This is a genomic window from Microbacterium sp. Y356 (assembly GCF_059445355.1).
Genome location: NZ_JCAIUE010000001.1, coordinates 1,473,176 through 1,494,402 on the forward strand (window position 1 = coordinate 1,473,176; position 21,227 = coordinate 1,494,402).

General features: G+C 64.2%; 22 protein-coding genes. 12 read left to right on the plus strand and 10 right to left on the minus strand.

Features of this window, described 5'->3' with window-relative positions; genetic code table 11:
- Nucleotides 1-103 precede the first annotated feature (103 nt).
- Both AC1C2Q_RS07050 and AC1C2Q_RS07055 read left to right on the plus strand, forming a co-directional pair.
- Nucleotides 104-943 (plus strand): DUF4097 family beta strand repeat-containing protein, encoded by an 840-nt coding sequence (locus AC1C2Q_RS07050; protein ID WP_495430369.1) that lies wholly within the window; start codon nt 104-106, stop codon nt 941-943.
- A complete protein-coding gene (locus tag AC1C2Q_RS07055; RefSeq protein WP_495430370.1) occupies nt 940-1,572 on the plus strand; it encodes a PadR family transcriptional regulator in 633 nt (210 codons plus the stop codon). Before AC1C2Q_RS07050 ends, AC1C2Q_RS07055 begins: the two co-directional genes overlap by 4 nt.
- A 3-nt stretch (nt 1,573-1,575) precedes the next feature.
- Here AC1C2Q_RS07055 and AC1C2Q_RS07060 read toward each other — a convergent pair whose 3' ends face one another.
- Entirely contained in the window at nt 1,576-2,118 is a 543-nt protein-coding gene (locus AC1C2Q_RS07060; protein WP_495430371.1) for a universal stress protein, read from the minus strand.
- A 149-nt stretch (nt 2,119-2,267) separates the two neighbouring features.
- Between AC1C2Q_RS07060 and AC1C2Q_RS07065 the strand changes: the two genes are divergently transcribed.
- Both AC1C2Q_RS07065 and AC1C2Q_RS07070 read left to right on the plus strand, forming a co-directional pair.
- Complete coding sequence (locus tag AC1C2Q_RS07065) at nt 2,268-2,456, plus strand: DUF3073 domain-containing protein (RefSeq protein WP_206494397.1); 189 nt, start codon at nt 2,268-2,270, stop codon at nt 2,454-2,456.
- A gap of 130 nt (nt 2,457-2,586) precedes the next feature.
- Nucleotides 2,587-3,411, plus strand: coding sequence for an MOSC domain-containing protein (locus AC1C2Q_RS07070; protein WP_495449526.1), 825 nt, complete (start codon nt 2,587-2,589; stop codon nt 3,409-3,411).
- 15 nt (nt 3,412-3,426) lie between these two features.
- Here the strand turns inward: AC1C2Q_RS07070 and AC1C2Q_RS07075 are convergent, their stop codons facing one another.
- Genes AC1C2Q_RS07075 through purM form a run of 3 tightly spaced genes read right to left on the minus strand, consistent with a single transcriptional unit; the run spans nt 3,427 to nt 7,310 of the window.
- Entirely contained in the window at nt 3,427-4,731 is a 1,305-nt protein-coding gene (locus AC1C2Q_RS07075; protein WP_495449527.1) for an MFS transporter, read from the minus strand.
- Nucleotides 4,728-6,185: an amidophosphoribosyltransferase gene (gene purF / locus AC1C2Q_RS07080; protein ID WP_495430374.1), complete on the minus strand. Its 1,458-nt coding sequence runs from the start codon at nt 6,183-6,185 to the stop codon at nt 4,728-4,730. The genes AC1C2Q_RS07075 and purF overlap by 4 nt, the downstream gene beginning before the upstream one ends.
- A 6-nt stretch (nt 6,186-6,191) precedes the next feature.
- Nucleotides 6,192-7,310, minus strand: coding sequence for a phosphoribosylformylglycinamidine cyclo-ligase (gene purM / locus AC1C2Q_RS07085; protein WP_495449528.1), 1,119 nt, complete (start codon nt 7,308-7,310; stop codon nt 6,192-6,194).
- Between the two features lie 135 nt (nt 7,311-7,445).
- On the opposite strand from purM, the gene AC1C2Q_RS07090 reads away from it, so the two are divergent.
- The 5 genes from AC1C2Q_RS07090 (at nt 7,446) to dctP (ending at nt 13,766) form a co-directional block, all read left to right on the plus strand.
- Nucleotides 7,446-10,121, plus strand: coding sequence for an outer membrane protein assembly factor BamB family protein (locus AC1C2Q_RS07090; protein WP_495449529.1), 2,676 nt, complete (start codon nt 7,446-7,448; stop codon nt 10,119-10,121).
- Between the two features lie 160 nt (nt 10,122-10,281).
- Entirely contained in the window at nt 10,282-10,869 is a 588-nt protein-coding gene (locus AC1C2Q_RS07095; RefSeq protein WP_495430377.1) for a TRAP transporter small permease, read from the plus strand.
- A 3-nt stretch (nt 10,870-10,872) separates the two neighbouring features.
- Nucleotides 10,873-12,150 (plus strand): TRAP transporter large permease, encoded by a 1,278-nt coding sequence (locus AC1C2Q_RS07100; protein WP_495430378.1) that lies wholly within the window; start codon nt 10,873-10,875, stop codon nt 12,148-12,150.
- Nucleotides 12,151-12,175: 25 nt separating this feature from the next.
- Nucleotides 12,176-12,613 carry a type II 3-dehydroquinate dehydratase gene (locus AC1C2Q_RS07105; protein WP_495430379.1) on the plus strand — a complete coding sequence of 146 codons (438 nt, stop codon included), beginning with the start codon at nt 12,176-12,178 and terminating at the stop codon, nt 12,611-12,613.
- 106 nt (nt 12,614-12,719) lie between these two features.
- On the plus strand, nt 12,720-13,766 hold the full coding sequence (dctP, locus tag AC1C2Q_RS07110; RefSeq protein WP_495430380.1) for a TRAP transporter substrate-binding protein DctP: 1,047 nt from the start codon (nt 12,720-12,722) through the stop codon (nt 13,764-13,766).
- A 95-nt stretch (nt 13,767-13,861) separates the two neighbouring features.
- Here the strand turns inward: dctP and AC1C2Q_RS07115 are convergent, their stop codons facing one another.
- From AC1C2Q_RS07115 to AC1C2Q_RS07125, 3 genes are all read right to left on the minus strand, one after another.
- A complete protein-coding gene (locus AC1C2Q_RS07115) occupies nt 13,862-14,485 on the minus strand; it encodes an IclR family transcriptional regulator (protein WP_495449530.1) in 624 nt (207 codons plus the stop codon).
- 50 nt (nt 14,486-14,535) lie between these two features.
- Nucleotides 14,536-15,282 (minus strand): IclR family transcriptional regulator, encoded by a 747-nt coding sequence (locus AC1C2Q_RS07120; RefSeq protein ID WP_495430382.1) that lies wholly within the window; start codon nt 15,280-15,282, stop codon nt 14,536-14,538.
- 114 nt (nt 15,283-15,396) lie between these two features.
- Nucleotides 15,397-16,398 (minus strand): ThuA domain-containing protein, encoded by a 1,002-nt coding sequence (locus AC1C2Q_RS07125; RefSeq protein WP_495449531.1) that lies wholly within the window; start codon nt 16,396-16,398, stop codon nt 15,397-15,399.
- 158 nt (nt 16,399-16,556) lie between these two features.
- Here AC1C2Q_RS07125 and AC1C2Q_RS07130 point away from each other — a divergent pair, with 158 nt between their 5' ends.
- The gene (locus AC1C2Q_RS07130; RefSeq protein WP_495430384.1) at nt 16,557-17,162 is read left to right on the plus strand and encodes a zinc-binding alcohol dehydrogenase; all 606 of its coding nucleotides are present in this window, start codon (nt 16,557-16,559) and stop codon (nt 17,160-17,162) included.
- A gap of 21 nt (nt 17,163-17,183) precedes the next feature.
- Here AC1C2Q_RS07130 and AC1C2Q_RS07135 read toward each other — a convergent pair whose 3' ends face one another.
- Together AC1C2Q_RS07135 and AC1C2Q_RS07140 are read right to left on the minus strand one after the other, a co-directional pair.
- Nucleotides 17,184-17,498 (minus strand): potassium transporter Trk, encoded by a 315-nt coding sequence (locus AC1C2Q_RS07135; protein WP_495449532.1) that lies wholly within the window; start codon nt 17,496-17,498, stop codon nt 17,184-17,186.
- Nucleotides 17,499-17,554: 56 nt separating this feature from the next.
- Nucleotides 17,555-17,923: a sterol carrier family protein gene (locus tag AC1C2Q_RS07140; RefSeq protein WP_495430386.1), complete on the minus strand. Its 369-nt coding sequence runs from the start codon at nt 17,921-17,923 to the stop codon at nt 17,555-17,557.
- Between the two features lie 50 nt (nt 17,924-17,973).
- Here AC1C2Q_RS07140 and AC1C2Q_RS07145 point away from each other — a divergent pair, with 50 nt between their 5' ends.
- Nucleotides 17,974-18,657, plus strand: coding sequence for an NUDIX hydrolase (locus tag AC1C2Q_RS07145; protein WP_495449533.1), 684 nt, complete (start codon nt 17,974-17,976; stop codon nt 18,655-18,657).
- A 31-nt stretch (nt 18,658-18,688) separates the two neighbouring features.
- Complete coding sequence (purD, locus tag AC1C2Q_RS07150; protein ID WP_495449534.1) at nt 18,689-19,966, plus strand: phosphoribosylamine--glycine ligase; 1,278 nt, start codon at nt 18,689-18,691, stop codon at nt 19,964-19,966.
- Between the two features lie 12 nt (nt 19,967-19,978).
- Here the strand turns inward: purD and AC1C2Q_RS07155 are convergent, their stop codons facing one another.
- The gene (locus tag AC1C2Q_RS07155; protein ID WP_495449535.1) at nt 19,979-21,157 is read right to left on the minus strand and encodes an ROK family transcriptional regulator; all 1,179 of its coding nucleotides are present in this window, start codon (nt 21,155-21,157) and stop codon (nt 19,979-19,981) included.
- Nucleotides 21,158-21,227: the final 70 nt, after the last annotated feature.

Sequence of the window (21,227 nt, forward strand, 5' to 3'; positions counted from 1 at the left end):
GTCAACCTCCTCGCCCACGAACTCTTGACAAACTCGAGATATATCGTGTTACTCTCTCTACACGCGATATATCTCGATATCGCCACAATCCAGGAGAGAACCCATGACCGAGAAGTGGCTTATCGCCCCCGGCGAGGAACGCGTCATCGACATCGCGCAGGCAACCCGACTCAAGGTCGGCTTGGTCGGCGGGCAGATCGACGTCATCGCGCATGACGAACCAGGCATCCGCATCGAGGTGCACGGCGTCACCATCAAAGACCTCCGCATCGAATCCGACGGCACTCAGATCGAGATCGACCACCCGCAACTGGGCTGGGACAACTTCCTCGACGTGTTCCGCAACTTCGGCGCGGGCGGCCCGCGCGCGGAGATCAGCGTCGCCGTTCCCCGCAGCATCGCGCTGAACCTCGGCGTGGTCAGCGCTGGCGCCCTGATCTCGGGCCTCACCAACGACGCCCGCCTGAACACCGTCTCCGGTGACCTCATCGTCGACACCCACACGGGCGATCTGACACTGAACTCGGTCTCGGGCGACGTGCAGGTGCACGGACTCACCGGCTCAGTGAACGCAAACAGCGTCTCGGGTGACGTCGCCATCACCGGCTCGGTGCGCAAGGCGACGATCGACACCGTCTCGGGTGCCATCTGGGTGGATGCCACGGGCGCCGTCAACACCATCAGCTTGAACACAGTCGCCGGCAACAGCACTATCCGCCTCGAAGAGACACTCCCCGCCAACTACGTAGTGCGCTCGATGAGCGGCGGCGTAATGATCGACGGCATCAACCGCGGAAACTCCGGTCCGACCAACTACACCGGATCGACCGGTGAGCTCGCAGGCACATTCGTCGACATCCGCACGAACTCGGTCTCCGGCGATACGACCGTGCTGCGCCAGCCCATGATCACGGTGGCCGACGACGAGGAGTGGGACTCATGACCCCCGCCGTCTTCTCTCACGGCGACCTGCGTCTGTACCTGCTGTCGCTGCTCGCGGAGTCGCCACAGCACGGCTACGGCATCATCCAGGCTCTCACCGACCGCACCGGCGGCACATACACACCCAGTGCCGGCACCATCTACCCTCGGCTCGCAAAACTCGAGGAAGAGGGCCTGGTCACCAAGACCGTCGATGGTCGCACCACGATCTACGCGATCACGGATGCCGGACGGGCCGAGGTCGCCGGGCGCGAAGGAGATCTCGCCGGCATCGAATCTGGCCTCACCGACTCGGTGCGCCTGATCGCCAACGAGGTGCGGCAGAGCGTTCAGGATGCCATGAAGAGCCTCCGCGCCGACCTCGCCTCTGCGGCGCATGATGAGCGGACTGCCTCGAAGAGCCGGCCGTCGACATCCTCACCGATGGCCGACGAGCGGGTCACCAGCCGAGAGGAACTGCATCGCGCTGACGCGGCGATCAACGCCTTCCGTGCGAGAACTCGCACCGACTTGCGCACGCACGTCGCCCGTGGAGGAAGCCTGGCATCGACAGTCGTCACCGATCTGGAGAATGCATTGGATGCGGCGGCCCGCGCCGTCACCCAGGCACTCGGTACACCAGGCCGCTGACCGCTAGTCGGTCCAGATCTCGGCCTGGTCGTCTGGCACAGACTCCTCCAACGGCACGACCAGCACCGAGCGGTGCTGGCGATGAGCAAGACGTGCGGCAACTGATCCAGTGAAGAACTCACGGATCGATTCACCAAGGCCGCGCTTGCGCGTGCCGACGACGATGAGCTGTGCGTCGAGCTTGTTGGCGAGTTGCTTGATCGCCAAGGCCGGGTCACCGACGAGCTGGCGTGCAGTCCAGGTGAGCCCGGTGTTGTCGAGGACAGCGCCTGCTTCAGCCTGGACCTCTTCGAACTCGGCGGCGCCTGCTTCGAGATTGAGATCGATCGGCGCAGAGTGCACGTAGCCGTCCGGATCTTCATAGGTGACGAAACGTGTGACATCCACATGCGCAACCACGAGTGGGACATTCAGCAGCTTCGCGTAGCGCGCTGCTTCTTTCAGGACGTGCGCCGCTTGACCGGGCTGCATGCCGACGATCACTGCTTTTTGCAGTGCGGCATTCTGGGCCACTTCGTCGGACGTGGAGGACGTTGCATCTGCCATGAGAATCGTTCCCTTCACCTACCGGCGAAGGCCAGAGAACCTGGCCCTCGTGCTATTCTGAATGTTACTCTTACCGGCCGCACGCCGGTGTCGTGAAATGCATCGGGCCTCTAAATGCCCGCATCCTAACTCGTAAGGGGGTCTCGCGCATGGGCCGTGGCCGTCAAAAGGCGAAACACACTAAAATCGCTCGAGAACTCAAGGCGTATAGTCCGTCCTTGAACACCTCTGCGCTGGAGCGTGAGCTCGCTCACCCCTCCGACGACGAGAACGCCTACGTCGATAAGTGGGCCGACGAGTATGCGGACGAAGACGAAGACGAACTCGAAAAGGCCTGAAGCCCGAGTTCATTCTTCGACGATCCGCACTCGTTGTTGTCCCCGTATTCTTCGATGACCCCGTAGCCGTGCGCGACGGGGTCATCGACGTACCCGCGCACCAATCGATGTACCTGCGAGAATGACGTTCATGCCTCGCGTCGTCGCCCTCTTCCGCCACCCCGTTAAAGGTTTCACTCCGCAGCGACTTGACGAGCTGGTTGTACAGCCGGACGGTCGAGTCGCTGGCGACCGCGTGCTCGCCTTCCGATTCGCGGATGCCGCGACACCGGAGGATCACGACGGTCTCGACCACTGGCCGAAGTCCAATGGCCTGGCATTGCAGGACTTCCCCGCCCTTGCAGCGCTCCACCTGTCGTACGACGACGAGATGCACCGGGTCACGATCTCGCACGGCGATCGAATCCTGGTGGATGCGGGGCTCGACCCAGACGGGCGCGCAGAGCTGGAGACCGTGATGACGCGGTATGTACTCGATTCCCCCGACGCTCGCCGACTGCGCCGACCGGGCCGGCTGCCCCTGATCCTCGTCGGAGACGGAGATCGCTCTCGGTTCCAGGATCGTGCGCGCGGCTACGTCTCAGTGCACAGCACGGCCAGCGTCGCCGCGCTCGGCGAGGCGCTGGAACAACCGATCGACGACCGCCGGTTCCGTTCCAACGTGGTGATCGATGGCGTCGACGCCTGGGAAGAACTCGAATGGGCCGGCGAGGTGCGCATCGGCGACGTGGTCTTCGCCACCGCTGCGCCGATCGGCCGATGCCTTGCGACCCACGTGAACCCGGACAGCGGCGTACGAGATGCAAAGGTGCTGACGACGCTCACCGACCGCCTGGGGCAGCACAAACCGACCCTCGGCCGGCTCCTGTTGCTACCCGGCGTGAGCGGCGACGTTGACGACCGCTCCGGCCGGGGCGGCGTCATCCGCGTCGGTGACGAGGTCACGGCCGCCTGAGCACGTCGAAGCGGGTCACCAGGTGCCGTGGCGCAGTTCCCACTCTTCCTCGACCGTGCGGCGTCTCCCAGCGATGACCCCGAACGGGATCGAGACGATGAGCACGCCGCCGATGACGAGTAGCGGAATTGTCCAGCTCTGGCTGGCCTCGTGCAGCACACCGATCAACAGGGGGAAACCGGCCGCGATCAAGTAGCCGACGCTCTGCACGAAACTGCTGAGTGCCACAGCGCTCTCTGGCGTGCGTGAGCGGATGCTGATGAGTACGAGCGCCAGCGGAAACATGACGCCGACGATGCCGAAGAGCGCGACCCACAGCCATACCGTGATCGGGTTCGACCAGAACAGGAGTCCGGCAACGCCCAGTAGCCCACACACCGAAGCAACCGCGTACACCTGGCGAGTGGCTTGAAACCGCACCACCAGCACGGGCACGAGCAGCGATGCGGGAAGCCCCATGAGAGCGAACACCGACAGCAGCAGACCCGCGGTACTTGCCGAGACACCCGCGACGTCGGAGAGAATCGTGGGCAACCACGCGAACGATACATAGGCGATGATCGACGAGGTGCTGAAGACCACGGCGATCGCCCAGGCAAGAGGCAGCCGGACCAGGCGGGAGAATGCCTGCGAATTCGCGGGCACCACAGCGATAGGCCCCGTCGACAGTTCTGCCGGATCGGATGCTGCGACCGAGGCAGTCTTTCGTGCGCGCAGCGGAGCATCCACTGACGGCTGCGCCGCCGCGCGCCCGGTCACGAGCATGGCGATCCACGGCACGACACCGGCGATCGCGAACACGCCCCACAGCCCCAACGACATGCGCCAGCCCGCAGCATCCGCCACAGGAACCGCGACAAGCGGCGGCAAGAACGTCGAGAACGCCATCGCCGTCGTGTACAGCGTCAGCATCGTGCCGATGCGATCAGGGAAGTACTTCTTCACCAGTGGTGGCACAAGGATGTTGCCCATACCGACGCCTGCGAAAATCAGTGCGGTGGTGAGCAAGAGCGACACCGACCCGATCGAGAACCCGCGCAGCACGAGACCTGCAGCGATCGCAGAGAGCGCGATGATCGTGACCCGCTCGAGGCCCAGCCGACGCACAAACATTGGGGCGCAGAGCCCGAAGATGGCAAAACACACCGGTGGGGCAGTGCCGATCAGACCGACAACCGCAGCAGGCAGTGGGAAGTCGGCTGCGACGTAGTCGATCACCGGCGATAGCGAAGCTACCGCTGACCGCAGCGAGAACGCGCACAGCACGATGCCGAGAAGAGCGAGAACACGCCCTCGCCACAGCGGACGCGCATTCGTCACGAAGTCTGGGAGCTCTCCACCCAGCCGAGGTATTCCTCAGTGACGGTTCCCGTAACATACCGGCCGTCGAAGCAGCTCATGTCGAGATCGGTGACGTCAGAGCCCTCGATGATCGCGGCCTTCAGATCTTCGACCTCTTGGTAGACGAGGTGATCGGCGCCGAGCACTTCCGCGATCTCCGGGATCGTACGGCCGTAGGCGATCAGCTCGTGTTTGGACGGCATGTTGATGCCATACACATGCGGGTGCCTCACCGGTGGGGCGGCTGAGGCGAACGTGACGGAGAGGGCGCCGGCATCCCGAGCCATCTGGATGATCTCTTTGCTCGTCGTTCCGCGCACGATCGAGTCGTCGATCAGCAGCACGTTCTTGCCACGGAACTCGGTCGACATCGCGTTGAGCTTCTGTCGCACGCTCTTCTTGCGCACCGCCTGGCCGGGCATGATGAATGTGCGGCCGACGTAGCGGTTCTTGTAGAAACCTTCGCGGTACTCGATGCCGAGTTTGCGGGCGACTTCCATCGCAGAGGGGCGTGCGGAGTCCGGGATCGGCATGACGACATCGATCTTGTCCATCGGCACGTGCTTGGCGATCGTGTCGGCGAGACGATCGCCCATCCGCAGACGCGACTCGTACACGGCGATGCCATTCATCGTCGAGTCCGGACGAGCGAGGTACACGTACTCGAAGGCGCAGGGGGTGAGCGTGGGGTTCTCAGCGCACTGCCTGCTGAACAGCTCACCCTGATCGTTGATGAAGACAGCCTCACCCGGTGCGACCTCGCGGACAACCTCGTAGTCACCGTTTTCCAGCACCAGCGATTCGCTGGTGACGACCCACTCGTCGTGCTCTGCCCCGTCGCGGCGACCCAGGATCAGCGGACGGATGCCGAAGGGATCGCGGAATGCGAGCAGACCGTATCCGGCGAGTACTGCGATCACTGCGTAAGCGCCCTCGATGCGCTGGTGCGTGCGAGTGACTGCCTCGAAGATGCGCTCAGGGTCGAGGTCGACATCCGAAGTCGTGGCTTGCAGCTCACCGGCGAGCACGTTCAGCAGCAGTTCGGTGTCGCTGGACGAGTTCAGGTGGCGACGATCACGCTTGGCCATGTCGGCGGTGAGCTCACGCGTGTTGGTGAGGTTGCCATTGTGAATGAGGATGATGCCGTACGGCGAGTTCACGTAGAACGGCTGAGCTTCCTCTTCGCTCGACGCGGTGCCCTTGGTGGCGTAACGGACGTGGCCGAGGCCGACGTTGCCGAGAAGGGTGCGCATGTCGCGCGTGCGGAAGGCCTCGCGCACCATGCCTTCGGCCTTCGTGATGTGCATGACACCATTGGGCTCTGCCGTGGCGATGCCAGTGGCATCCTGCCCGCGGTGCTGCAGAAGCAGGAGCGCGTCGTAGATGTCCTGGTTGACCGGGCCGCCTGCGACCACTCCGACGATTCCGCACATTGGGTGTTACTTCGCTCCATTCGCGTATGCGCCAACCAGACGCACCGCACCGCCGTCGACGCCCTTGGCGCCCTCTTCGAATTCTCCGGCCGGGCGTGCGCCGGTTCCAACTGTGGCGACCTGCCAGGCGTCGATGCCCTCTACGGCGAGCGCAGCGATGGCAGCATCCTTCTGACTCGCGTCGATCACGGCGAGGAAGCCGATGCCGAGGTTCCACGTGCCTTCGGCAGATTCCAGTGTGGATCCGGCGATGTCGCTGAGCACACGGAAGATCGGGCTCGGCGACCAGGTGGAACGGTCGACCTCTGCCCAGCTGCCCTGCGGCAGCACGCGTGCCAGGTTCGCGGCGATGCCGCCGCCGGTGACATGGCTGAGGGAGTGCACGCTGCCGTCTGCAAGTGTGTCGAGTAGGCGCAGCAGCGGGAGCGTGTAGAGGCGCGTCGGCTCGAGGAGAGTCTCGCCCCAGGTGGTGGCGAAGTCTGCGGCAGTGTCGCTGTAGCCGATGCCAGCACCGGTGATGATGTGACGCACAAGCGAATAGCCGTTGGAGTGCAGTCCGCTGGATGCTAGCGCCAGCACGACGTCGCCGTCGCGGACGTTTTCAGCTCCGAGAACGGCATCCGCCTCGACGATGCCGGTGGCAGCGCCTGCGACGTCGTAGTCGTTCACGCCGAGCAAGCCGGGGTGCTCGGCAGTCTCGCCGCCGACGAGTGCTGTGCCGGTCGCTGTGCAGGCATCCGCGATTCCGCGCACGATGTCGGCGATGCGCTCGGGCACGACCTTTCCGCAGGCGATGTAGTCGGTCATGAACAGTGGCTTGGCGCCCACGACGACGATGTCATCGACGACCATGCCGACCAGGTCTTGTCCGATCGTGTCGTGCTTGTCGATCGCCTGCGCGATCGCGACCTTCGTGCCGACGCCATCGGTGCTGGTCGCCAGCAGCGGCTTGGTGTAACCAAGCAGCGCGCTGGCGTCGAAGAGACCGGCGAAGCCGCCGAAACCTCCGAGCACTTCAGGGCCGTGCGTTGCGCGCACAGAAGACTTCATCAGCGCGACCGCACGATCACCTGCTGCGGTGTCGACGCCGGCTTCGGAATAGGGGTTAGTGGGGGAGGCAGCCACACGACAAGACTACCGCCGCTGGAGACGACGAACTTCCGCATCTGTCTCACCCGATGGGCCGATGGTTGGCTGGGCTCCGCAAGGTCGATAGCTTCCAAAGAGTTCTGGGGACCGATAACGATCAAGGAGCTAACGATGTCCACCCATCTCGCGACACGATTGGGGGTGGCGGGGATCGCAGCGGCAGTGACGCTCTCACTCGCCGTCAGCCCCGTATTCGCAGCCGATGATCCCGTCGGTGACGGTCTGACCGCCACCGCGCCAACCCAGGAAGACATGCCCACCGTCGGGGGAAACCTCGGCAACCAGCATTACTCCGCTCTCACTCAGATCACGAAGAAGAACCTCGACCAGCTGGCTCCCACGTGGCAGACGCATCTATCGGCGGCAGCGCCAGCCTCTGACGATGTGGGCCAGCAGACGACGCCGATCGTCGTCGACGGCATGATCTATCTCGACACTCCCAGCGGCGGTGTCGCCGCGGTCGATGGCGCCACTGGCGAGACCGCGTGGAAGTGGGAGAACCATGACTACGGAATGTCGAGCACACGCCGTGGGGTGTCTGCCGGTGAAGGACGCATCTACACGCTTGCAGGCGACAACCGCGTCGTTGCCCTCGATCAGGCGACCGGCGAAGAGATCTGGGCAGTTCAGCCAACAGGCCCGAATGGCGAGGACCTCGGACGCGTCGCAAAGGTCGCGACCGTGTACTCGGAGGGCCTCGTGTATGCGCACGCAGCCGACGGCGACCGGGGTGCGGTCGTCGCTCTTGATGCCAGTGACGGCAGCTACGTCTGGCACTTCTTCGGCGGTCCCACTCGCGGTGAAGAGTTCACCGATGTGAACGGCAACACGTTCGACGCCTCTGAGACATGGGGCCCGGTGCACGAAGACGGCACCGACTGCGCGGCCGAGGGCGGCGCGACCTCCTGGGTGCACGGCGCCGTCGACCCAGAACTCGACATGTATTACATGACCTTCGGCAACCCGCGTAGCTGCAACACCTCACAGGATGGTTCCGGTCGCCCCGGCGACAACGTCTTCTCCGACACTCTCGTCGCTGTCGACGCCGCAACCGGCGAGTACAAGTGGCACTACCAGTCGATCCACCACGACATCTGGGACATGGACAACGTGCACGCCCCGAACCTCGCCGACATCGAGATCGACGGCAAAGAGCGCCAGGTGATCTTCTACGGCAGCAAGTCCGGCCACCAGTTCGTGCTGGACCGTACGAACGGCAAACCTGTGCTGCCGTTGACCGAGACTCCCGTGATCACGGACGATCGACAGGCAAACTCTGACACCCAGCCGTTCCCCACTGAGCGTCTGCTGCCTGAATGCGTGGCCTGGGAGAAGCTCGGTGCTGACAACATTCCTGGAGACCCCTGGCGAGGTGTTCCCAACTACAACGGGTACCAGCCGGACGAAGACGGGAATCTCGTATTCAACCCGGACAGCTACGTCGCCGCAGACCAGGAGCACCTGACGTACCCCGAAGGTCACGTCGGCAACCGCGAAGGCTGCATGTATGACCCGCAGTGGGATCTCCCGATCCTGTCCACCACCAGCCAGAACGGCGGCGGTGACTGGTCGAACAACGCATACAGCCACAACACGAACCTCGTGTACTTCCCGTATGGCACGAACAACGTGGCGCACTGGAATGGCGCATCCGCCAACGGTCAGCGCGCGATCGGTCAGTACCAGACCGGCGGCATCGTCGCGTATGACGCCTCCACCGGTGCGGTGGAGTGGACCCAGCACCTCGGCACGGACATGTCACACGGTCAAGGTCCGCTCGCGACAGCATCCGATCTGGTCTTCGTCGGCCAGATCGACGGGCGTCTGCTCGCGATGGATGCCAAGAAGGGCGATGTGCTTTGGGAGTTCCAGACCGGCAACGGCATCGGCTCCGCACCCGTCACCTACGAGATCGACGGCGAGCAGTACGTCGCCGTCCTCGCCGCAGGCACCACGAACCCGTATGGCGGATCGGTGACGCAGGGCGACTCGTTGTGGGCGTTCAAGCTCGACGGCGACTACGTCACCGCGTCCGGCAGCCAGGAAGGTCCGTCGACAGCGCCGCTGTCGATCCGCCGACCCGTCAGCGGGAACGCCGTCGAAGGCAGCACTGTCGACAACACTGTGCTGCTGGCTCGCGCAGATCGCACGTCCGACACGGTCGCGGCTGCAGACAGCACCAATCAGGCGGCCATGCAGCCCACGCACCTGCGCGTACCGGTTGGCACGGCGGTGACGTTCCTCAACCCTGGAGCGGATACCTTCGCGCAGCATCCGAACCTGCTCGAGCACTGCGCCACGCAGTTCTTTGAGGGCGAGTTCAATGCACGTCTGCAGCCTGGGGAGAGTTATCAGCACACCTTCGACAAGGCGGGCGATTACTTCTTCAACGACTGCACCGACCCGCGTCCCACCGGCAAGATCGAGGTGTATGCCGCATCCGAGGAGATTCCTGGCGCCTTGACGATCCGTCCAGGAAAGATCGACCTGAAGGCGAAGAAGGGTCTCTTCACAAATGTGAAGGGCACCATCAACGCGCATCTCGATCTCCCGAAGGGATACACGCAGGAAGGCGAGGTGTTCCTGGAGACCGAGCTGGGTCTGCAGCCCATCACGGCATCGAAGGTGACCGGCAGCAGGAACCACGTGGTCCTCAAGTTCGACAAAGCCGATCTCGACAACAACGTGCCGAGCGGGGTGACTGAGCTGACTGTCGTCACGAATGCTGTGCATGACGGCGTGCAGAAAGAGGTCAGATCGACGGTGAGCGTTACCGTGACCAAGTAGAGCCCAACGCACGATCCGGTGCCGCGTCGCCTCCCATGGCGGCGCGGCACCCGTGTGCTCTGGGCCCGTCCCATTCGCTGGGACTGGCTTTGGCGGGTGCAACCACCACAGACAGAGTTACCACAGCGGTCAGCGAACCGCCACGACAGAGAGGTCAATCATGCGAGGACGCAAGGAACGTGATGAGTCGATCTTCGGGCACACCGAAACCGTCTTCACTGCTCCCGACCTGAACGCGGACGTACCGAGGGAGTCGCGGTTCATCCGCGTGCTCTCCAGCGCCGAGATGATCATTTCCGTCGCGCTCTTCGCAGGAATCTTCCTCGGCGTCATGCACCAGGTGGTAGGTCGCTACTTTCCCGCCCTGGGCTGGGTCGGTTCCGGTGAGCTCGCGCTGCTGTCGATGATCGCGATGACGTTCATGATGATGGGCTACCTGACCGGACGCAATGGTCACATCGTCATCGAGGTGTTCGACGGCGTGCTGCGCGGGAAGAAGCTCTTCGTGGTGCTGCGTGTGACCGCCGCGGCGATCATGGTGCTTACCAGCATCGGGCTCGTCTACGACGCCTACGTCAAGATCGGGCTCGAATGGATGCGCGTGAGCGCGGCGATGGGGATACCACTGGGGATCCTCTACATCTTCGCCTTCATCGGTGGCCTCTCCACCGGCATCCACTCGATTTGGAAGATTCCCCACGCAAACCGACCAGAGCGTCAGCTCGAGATCTCCGAAATGGAGGGCTGATCCATGGATCTCTGGCTCTACGCCCTGCTCATCGTCGTCCTGCTACTGCTGCGAGTACCCGTCGCCTTCGCGATGATCGCTCCGAGCATGCTGTACTTCTACAGTCACAACCTCTCCGCGGGGTACGCGACAACCGCCATGGTCAACGGGATCAACAGCTTCCCACTGCTCGCGGTGCCGCTGTTCATCTTCGTCGGCACGATCGCGAACCACCTCGGCATCGCCACGCGACTCTACGACTTCGCGAAGGCGCTGCTGCCGAGGCTGCCCGGCAACCTCGCCTACGTCAACCTCACCACTGCGGTCGGGTTCTCATGGATCAGTGGGTCGGCATTGGCCGACGCCGCCTCCACGAGCAAGGTGCAGGTTCCGCAGATGCTTAAGGCGAACTACCCCTACGGGTTCTCCGCCGGCCTCACCTCAGCCGGCTCGCTGCTCAGCACCGTGATGCCCCCGAGCATCCCGGCCGTTCTGTTCGCGGCGACGGCGTCCATCTCGACGGGCGCACTGTTTGCGGGGTCAGTTCTTCCGGCAGCGCTCATGGCGCTCGGCTTGGCCGTCTATATTTTCATCTGGGTGCGCATGCATCCGGAGATCGCAGGAAGCCGCTCCTTCAGCGGGGCGATGCTGCGTCGCGCGACGGTCCGTGTGATCGGCCCGATGACGATTCCGGTGATCATCCTCGGCGGCATCTTCAGCGGATGGTTCACCCCCACCGAAAGCGCCGGGATCGCGGCAGCCGTCATGCTCGCCCTCGGTGCGATGTATCGAACGCTCACGTGGCGCAGGCTCTGGAGGGCCACGAAGGAGACCGTCTTAATATCCAGCGGCATCCTGCTCATCCTGGGCGCATCGAACCTGCTGGGCCAGGTTCTTACCCGCGAGCAGGTCTCCCGAAATCTCGGCGAAGCTCTCACCACCCTGACGGACAACCCCGTTATTTTCCTGCTGTTGCTCAACGTGCTGTTGATCTTGCTGGGCATCTTCCTGGAGGCGACGCCGGTGATCCTCGTACTCGTGCCGATCCTGATGCCGATCAGCGCGACCTACGGAATCGATCCGGTGCACCTCGGCGTGATCATGATCATCAACCTGATGATCGGCTCTCTTACGCCGCCGGTCGGCGCGGTGCTGTTCGTGGTCGGATCTGTCACCCGAAGGCCCATGGGCGAGCTGTTCCGCGGCGTCCTTCCCTTCCTGATTCCCCTTGGGCTGGTACTTCTCCTGCTGACACTCTTCCCTGCGATCGTCACGATCGTTCCCACTTTGCTCAACCTCTGACGCGAGTCATCGAAAGGACTAGACCGTGACCAGGAAGCTCTACGTGCTCAACGGCCCCAATCTCGACATGCTGGGCCATCGCGAGCCCGAGATCTATGGGACGACAACTCTCAAAGGCATCGAGTCCGAATGCACTCGTGTCGCCGACGAGGTCGGCTTCGAGCTGATGTTTGCCCAATCCAACGCCGAGCACGAAATCATCGATTGGCTGCACGACGCGTACCGTGACGGCGCTGCCGTCGTGATCAATCCGGCGGGTTTGAGTTTCCAATCGGTACCCGTGCTCGATGCGCTGCGCATCCTCAACATCCCCATCGTCGAGATTCACATCTCGAACATCCACGCCCGAGATGAGGCGCATCGGCATTCTCTGATGTCAGCGGTCGCGACCACGGTCATTGCCGGCGCGGGGCCATTCGGTTACGAGCTCGCCGTCCGCGCTGCGGACGCGCTCACCACCTAGGCGTTCCATTCGGCGAGAGCACAGTTGGCAAAAAGTCACCCGCGAGTGAGAGTCACTCATACACAGCAGACCAGCGCAATGAAGCGCAAGAACAGAGGAGAATCACATGGTCAGCAAGATCACGATGCGTCGAAGCATCGTCACCACATCGGCGTTCGCTGCAACCGCACTCATGGTGGTTGGATGCAGCGGCGGTACCTCGCCGGAGCCAGCCGGCGGATCGGGCGCAGACGAGGTCACGCTCACCGTCTCGCTCACCCAGAACGAGCAGACTCCCAACTACTACTGCGGTGTCGAACTGCTCAAGGAGCGCTTGGAGTCTTCCGACCTCGGCTTCACCGTCGACCTCTATCCATCGAGCCAGCTCGGCCCGCACGCCGACCGGTTCCCCCTGGTGCAGGCGGGTGACATCGACATCGACCTGCTTGGCGGGTCAGAACTCGCCGCCACCTTCGCACCGATCGAGGCGGTCGACGCCGCATACGCATTCGATGACGTCGACCACGCGTTCTCATGGATCGATGACGGGTCCGCCGACCTGTTCAGCTCGTTCCACGACACGACCGGCGTGACGATCGTGGATGGCTGGTTGTTCGGCAACCGCACGTTCACGACCAAAGACGTCGAAGTCCGAAGTCCGGAAGACCTCGCCGGCGTCCCGATCCGCTTCCCGAACTCGCCTGGCTTCCTTGCGAACGCCGAAGCACTCGGTGTCGACAGTCCGGTTTCGGTCGCAGTCGAAGAGCTCTACACGGCGTTGCAGCAGGGCATCGCCGTCGGGCAGGAGAACCCGATCGTCGCCACCCACTCGTCAAGCTACGACGAGGTGCTCAACGTCGCGATGCTGAACGACCACAATGTCGGCATCCAGTTCGTCGTTGTCGGAGACAAGACGTACGAAAAGCTGAACGAAGAGCAGACCGAACTGCTGAACGAGACGATTCACGAGATCCGCGGCGAGAACCGCACCTGCGTCGAGGAAGAGACCGAAGAGATCGTCCAGGGCTACCGCGACAACCCCGACTTCACCGTCATCGAGAAGGACGAGATCGACATCGATGCGTTCATCGAGAAAGCCGAAGCGTACTTCACAGACCACTACTCCGGTGAGACGCTCGAGGCATACGAGAGCATCCGCGAATCCGCGAAATGATCTGATCGACTGAAGGCGGGGCGGGCGCGAAAGCGCTCGCCCCGCCTCTGTGTCTGGCGGGTGCATTTGTGTCTGGCAGCTGTCTCAGACGAGCTCTATGAGGCGGCGATGAGGCGGCTGATCGTCGCGGCCGCGCGCCGTACGATTGGTGCGGCATCCACAGGATCGAGCACACCGACAGCACCACTCAACGCGAGAGCCGCGACCGCGTGCCCACGCTCTTGCACAGGACTCGCCACGCATAGGTGTCCGCCGTGGAAGGCCTCATAAGTCGCCACTGCCTCGTGGGCGCCGCCTGCCGGCTCGAAGGCAGCGAAGACGGCGCCGAGTGCTGTCGCCGCACGGGGCAGCCGCTCACCGATGCGTGCAGCGGGGAAACCGGCATCTCGTCCTCGCGCATTGGCGATCACGACGACGTCTTCACCATCGGCGATCGCCAGCTGCACATTGTGCCCGGTGGTATCGCGCAGGCCGGTCATAGCGCTGATGGCGAGCCGACGAAGCCGACGGGGCCGCTCCACGCTCTGGCCGAGCTCGAACAGGCGCAGGCCCAAATATAGGTGGATGCCGACGCGGTCGAGATAGCCCTCCTCGACGAGGTCAGCAGCGATTCTAGAGACGGTCGATTTCGGAAGGTTCGCGCGCCGAGCGAGCTCGGTCACGCCTAGTCCTTCTCCGCCTTCACCGACCTCGCTGAAGGCGTCGAGGATTGCGGTCATTCGATCGAGAACGCTGACGGTTTCCGTCCAAGAAGCGGTCCGCATGATGCTCAGGCCGCAGCGAGGCGTCTGGTCAGCGAGACGCCAGCTGCACGAACCAGCGGAGCGATATTGTCTGGCCGCATTCCGCCTGCAGGACCCGCCACAGAGATCGCGCCGATGACGCTGCTGTCTGAACTGATGATCGGGCTCGCGACGGCCAGCACGCCCTGATAGGACGCACCGGCATCTGTGGCGAGCATCGACGTCCGCACGGCAAGGAGCTCCTCATGGAAGTGCTCGGCCTCTTCCGCAAACAGCGGCGCGCTGACGCGATCAATGACGTGCTGGTCTTCACAGAATGCGAGGAAGGCCTTGCCGCTCGCGGTCGTCAACGCCGGTGAGCGCATCCCCGCCCAGGTGGGCAGCATCGGCAGCCGTCCAGGAGCGGCCGCGAGAGAGACCATGTCGACCCCCTGCTGCACCCACAGTCCGACGCGTTCGCCAGTGTGCTGGGCCAGCTGGCTCATGATCGGTGCGGCAGCTGCGACCAGTCGGCGCGGCATGGTGGCCAGCGCACCCAACTCGAACAGCCGCAGGCCCAGCGTGACTCCCTCACTGTCGCGCATCAGGTAGCGTTGCGCGACCAGTTCGCTCACCAGACGAGCGGCGGTCGATTTCGGGATGCCGGTCGCCGTGGCGATGACGGTCACGGAAACCGTGCCGTTTGCCCGCTTGACCGCATCGAGTATCGAAAGAATTCGTGTGAGTACAGACGCGGGACCGCTGGAACCTGGAGAGCTGGAGAGACGCGACATCGGGATCCTTCGTAGGGCAGCTTCTTCGACCTGCCCGAGACTGAAGCTAGTGCGTGGTGTGAGGGAACGCAATGGGCCCGAACGCGTGTCGCGCATTCGGGCCCATCTGGCGGATCAGGACTTGCAGAAGGGCTTGATGCCCATCACGCTCTCGAGACCTTCCATGACGTGACTCTTGAAGAGCTCGTCGTTCTCGCCTTCAGCATCCGTCCAGTTCTCGACCGCGTGGCCGAGGCTGGAGACGAATGACCGACCGCCGTCGTAGTACTGGCACCAGCTGACCGGGTGATTCTCGCCGTGCCCTGGGTGGCCGGTTGCGCGGCCGTTGAGGCTGGTCGCCTCGTCAACCTCAAGCAGCACGTTGACGTGGCTGGGGTACGGGTAGAGGTTGTACCACTCGTCTGTGAACGCCCACGTCTTGGGCATGAAGCTCGTCGTCACGTCCTTCTTGTTCATGACTTCCACAGTCCCCGCGCGGTTGGGTGCGTGGTCAAAGAAGTTCGTGCCGCCGAGGAGGCCCTCGTACCACGGCCAGTTGTACTCGGTACCGAGCGCGTTGTGGATGCCAACGAACCCACCACCACCGCGGACATATTTCATGAGCGAGGTCTGGGCTGCGTCGTCCAGGCTGTCACGGGTCGGGCTGAGGAACACGATCGCCTGATACTTGTCGAGCCTTGAGAATGCTGCGAGATCTTCGGTGTAGTCCACCGCGATTCCGCGCTCTTCTGCCCAGCTCTTCAGACCGGCCTGTGCGACATTGTCGGCATTCAGAGCCGGGTTCAGTCCCGGCGCGAGCGGCGTGCCGAGGTGCGCATGGCGCGGACCACCGGTGCGGCTCCAGATGAGGATGCGCTTCTCTTCGCCCTCCGTCCAGCCGTTGCCCCAGTCGTGGTAGCAGTCAGCATCAGTGCCGCGGCACGCGCCGTAGTCCGCCACGCCGTCGAGATAGATGTCCGAAGCGGTGACCGGCTTGTTGCCGTTGCCGTTTCCATTGCCGTGTCCGTTGCCGTTTCCGTTTCCGGCGGCGACTGTTGCTGAACTCGCAGCAAACAGCCCGGCGCCGAGCACCGCGGCCGCCACCAGCGCGATCCCTGAACGCAAAAAGGATTTCACGTGATCTCCCTTGATCTTTCGTTTCGGATGCCAGCGACGTAGAAGATGCCAGCTGAATCCTGAACCTAGGGTTCGGGCGCACTACCGGCAACTGGTGTCCCATCCAGTAAGCCACCCCGACCTCCGCAGGCACCGCGAGATCTCCCTAGGATGGTGCCATGGCAGACAAGCCGCAGTGGTTGATCCGCGAAGACGCCGGGGTTCCGGTGCTCGTCGCACTCGCGCTGCGCCAGATGCTCGGCATCCGTGAACCAGAAGATCTGCCGAGTCTGCGTGATCTTCAGGTGCGCGCCCCGGACGCGACGGACGCCACGGCAGAGCTGGAAGCGCAGTGGCGCGAGTACTGGAACATGACTGTCGAGCCGCGCGCACATCACTCTGATGTGCCGCTGGAGCTCGTCGACGGATTCGACACGATCGTCGCGCTGCCTGCCAGCGGCGCCGAGCACCTTCGTGAGGCAATCGCTCCGCTCGCGACGTCTGTTCAGAAGTATGCGCAGACTGCACACAACCGTTACGTCGACTCGATGGACACTGCCACCGGTGGCAGCTCGTATCGTGCTTATGCGAGCGCGATCGCAGAGTTCGAGCGGGAGATCGGCAGGCGTGCGCATTCCTTCGAGCTGAACGTGCAGGTGTTGCCGTTCTCGCAGCGTGGAATCTGGTGGATCGGCGCGCTCTCAGTCGCAGTAACGGACGGGCTGCGGCGAGACGTGGTGGCGTTCGACGCCGCCATCCGACCGGTCATCGCCGAACTGGCCTGATCGGCCTAGACCAGTTTCCGATCAGTCCGCTTCGATGATCGTTTCGTGGTCGACGCGCACAACGCGGTCATGGCGGCGAGCAATGCGCTCAAGCAACATGGCGACGAGTGCGCCGAGCGCGAGGCCGATCGGTGCCGTCCATAGCAGGGCGAATCCGAACACCTGGCTCGGCGGGTAAACCACATTGTTCACCGTCGAAGGCTCATAGTTGCCCACCATCGTCAAGACGCCGGCGGCGATGATTCCGAGCACGACGCCAATGGCCATGAACACGCCGTAGCGCGGCACACGGCGAACGGTGGCTTCGACGATCTCGTGGGACTCGGGCGCAGACATACTCCTATTGTCCCACTGTTCACCTATGGGCTGAGGATGCGTTCCTGATCCAGGTTCTACGGGCGAAGCGGCAGCAGGTCTGAGAGGTCTGCGCGCGTACCGGAAGCCTGCACCCGCCCTGCGGCGACGGCGTCGGCCCACGTCTCGGCGCCGGTCGCGAGGGCAATCCAGGTCTGCGCGTCCATCTCGGTGATGTTCGGCGGGGTGCCGCGGGTGTGCCGCGGCCCTTGAACGACCTGCACTGCGCCGAACGGCGGCACCCGCACCTCGACGCTGTTACCTGGGGCCTTCTCATCTAGCAGTTGCAGCAGATAGCGCACTGCCGTCGCCGAGGCAGTGCGCGCGGGCTTCTCCCCTGCCGCGGTCGCAGTGCGCACGGCATCCAGAGCCGCCCGTCCGTCAGCGATATCGATCTTCTTGGCCATGGGTCCATCTTCCCGGATCCTCCCTGTCGCGCAGCGCGTAGGGTCAAGGTGTGAGTGTCGATCAGCATCCGGGGGGCGCCCGCGCCCAGCTGCTGAATGCGGTGCAGACGGGCGATTGGGCGACGCGAGTGCTCCCCCAGTTGGCCGACCGCACGGCTGCCCGCGAATCAGCCGTGTTGATTCTGTTCGGGGTGCTTGACCACATCCCTGCCCGCACGGTCGGCACCGCGGTCGCGAAGGATCTCGACGTGCTGCTGCAACGGCGCGCGTCTACACTCTCATCTCACCCGGGGCAGGTGTCGTTCCCCGGTGGCGGACGCGATGCGAGCGACCGAGATGTCATCGACACGGCACTACGCGAAGCCGAAGAGGAAACCGGTCTCGATCCGACCGGCGTCGAAGTGCTCGGCGTGCTGCCGGAGCTTCCGCTCGCGTCCAGCAACCACCGAGTCACCCCCGTGCTTGGCTGGTGGACGAAGCCGTCCAAGGTGGCGGCGGTCGATCATGCCGAGACCGTCGAGGTGTTCCGAGTGCCGGTCGCGCAGCTGCTTGACCCGGCGTCGCGCTTCCGCTCGGTCACCCGAAGCGGTCCGATCGTCTTCAAAGGACCAGCGTTCGACGTCGACGGCACCATCGTGTGGGGATTCACCGCGATGGTGCTCGATCGCGTATTCGACGCGTGCGGCTGGAACGTGCCGTGGGACGAGACAGACGAACGACCCGTGGAGAACTGACGGTCACCGCCTGGCTCGGTAGTCTGGAACCGTGAAGATTCTGGTCCTCGGTTCCGGTGCCCGTGAGCACGCGATCATCCTCGCCCTTCGAGCAGAAGCGGCCGAGCATGAGATTCTCTGCTCGCCCGGCAACGCCGGCATCGCTCAGGACGCGACGCTCGTCGTCGTTGACCAGCTCAACGGTGGTGCCGTCACCACGTTCGCGAACGAGAACGCGGTCGACCTCGTCGTCATTGGTCCCGAAGCTCCGCTCGTCGCCGGTGTCGCTGATGCGCTGCGCGAGCGCGGCATCCCGGTGTTCGGCCCCGGCAAGGCCGCGGCCCAGCTGGAAGGATCGAAGGCCTTCGCCAAGCGAGTGATGGATGCCGCCGGTGTCCCGACCGGACGCGCTGTGCGCGCAGCATCCATCGCCGATGTCGACACCGCATTCGACGATCTCGGTGCCCCCTATGTGGTGAAGGCCGATGGCCTGGCTGCGGGCAAGGGCGTCATCGTCACCTCCGACCGCGATGAGGCGCGCGCACACGCGGCTCATTACCTACCCGCAGGCCCCGTGCTCGTTGAGGAGTTCCTCGCGGGCCCAGAGGTGTCACTCTTCTTCCTCAGCGACGGCGACACGGTGCGCGCACTCAGCCCCGCCCAAGACTTCAAGCGTGCCTTCGACGGCGACGAGGGCCCTAACACTGGCGGCATGGGCGCGTACTCGCCTCTGCCGTGGCTGAACGAGCAATTCGGAAGCGAGCAAGAGTTCGTCGAGCTGGTCACCGAGCAGGTCGCAATGCCGGTCATCCGCCAACTGGATGCCGACGGCGCCCCGTTCATCGGACTCCTCTATGCCGGACTCATCCTCACCACCTCTGGGGTAAAGGTCATCGAGTTCAACGCGCGCTTCGGCGACCCAGAGACCCAGGTCGTGCTGCCGCGCCTGGTCACTCCCCTGTCAGAGCTGCTGTTGGCCGCAGCATCCGGAAATCTTGAGGATCAGCCGCAACCGCAGTTCTCCGACGACGTTGCGATCACCGTCGTACTTGCCAGCGAGGGCTACCCGGAGGCACCGCAGACCGGTCGCCAGATCTCCGGACTTGCGGATGCCGCAGGCGTAGCGGGCGTGCGAATCATCCATGCAGCAACGGCCGCCCCTGACGCTCCGGGCGGAGACCTCGTCGCCACCGGCGGCCGCGTACTCAACGTCGTCGCGGTTGGCTCGGACTTCGCCGCAGCGCGTGCACACGCATACGACGCCATGGGCCGCATCAGTCTGGATGGCGCCCACTTCCGCAGCGACATCGCGGCCCGCGTCGCGGAGTAGGCGACAGCGGCGTCAGCCGTCGAGCGCGAAGCTACGGGGGAGGATCTCCGGGCTCAGCACGTGCTCCACCGCGAGCAGGCTGGCTCCGCGCACCGCGGCTTCTCCTGCTGTGAAGGACTGCACGATCGCGAGGTGTTCGGTCGCCAGCGGCATGGAATGCGTGTAGACGACCTCGCGAACGCCGGCGATCAGGTGCTCGCCCACGCGTGCCATCGCACCGCCGATGACGATGACAGACGGGTTGAGCAGGCTCACGGACGCCGTGAGCACCTCGCCGAGGTCACGGCCGGCCTGTCGCACGGCCTGAATCGCTTCGAGGCTGCCCGATTTGACCAGTTCGACGACATCGTTGCCGTCGGTGGCCGGAATTCCGCGCTGGCTGAGCGAGCGCGCGATCGCTGGTCCCGAGGCGAGCGCCTCAAGGCATCCGGTATTTCCGCAGTGGCAGGGAACGTCCGCTCCCCTCGCGACGCGCACATGTCCGAAGTCGCCGGCGATGCCCTGCGCTCCGCGAAGAAGCCGTCCGTCGGAGATGATTCCGGCGCCGATGCCGGTTGCGACCTTGACGAAGATCATGTGATCGGTCGACGGAAATGCGAAAGCGCGCTCGCCGAGTGCCGAGATGTTGACGTCGTTGTCGACGAGCACGGGAACCTGCAGGTGTTGCTGCACCCAACCGGGCACGTCGAAACCGTCCCAGCCGGGCATGATCGGCGGCTTCGCCGGGCGACCAGTGGCGTGCTCGACGGGTCCCGGCACACCGACGCCGACCGCCGCGACGCGATCATGACTGAGCCCGGTCTCAGTGATCAACGCGTTCGCGGCCTCAACGAGCCATGAAAGCACGGCCTCCGGCCCGAGTGATACGGCGAGCTTGCCGGTGCGTTCGGCGAGGATGGTGCCGGCGAGATCCGTCACCGCGACAGTCGTGTGCGAGGCGCCGATGTCGGCCGCGATGACGACCTTCGCCGTGGGATTCAGCGCGAACTGCGAGGGCGGCCGCCCGCCGGTCGAGGCAGCATCAGCGACGGGGGCGATCAACCCCTTCCGCATGAGCTCGTCCACGCGCGCAGCCACCGTCGATCGGGCAAGGCCCGATGTCTTTGCCAGTTCCGCTCGGGTACGAGGTTCACCGTCGCGCAGCAGCTGAAAGAGCTGGCCGACACCGCCGGCGTTGAGATTGCTTGCCATTCTTCCCTGCACTTCTTGTGAACGGCCACGCGCATCATGCATGCGGCACGGCATCCGGGCCCCGGCGACG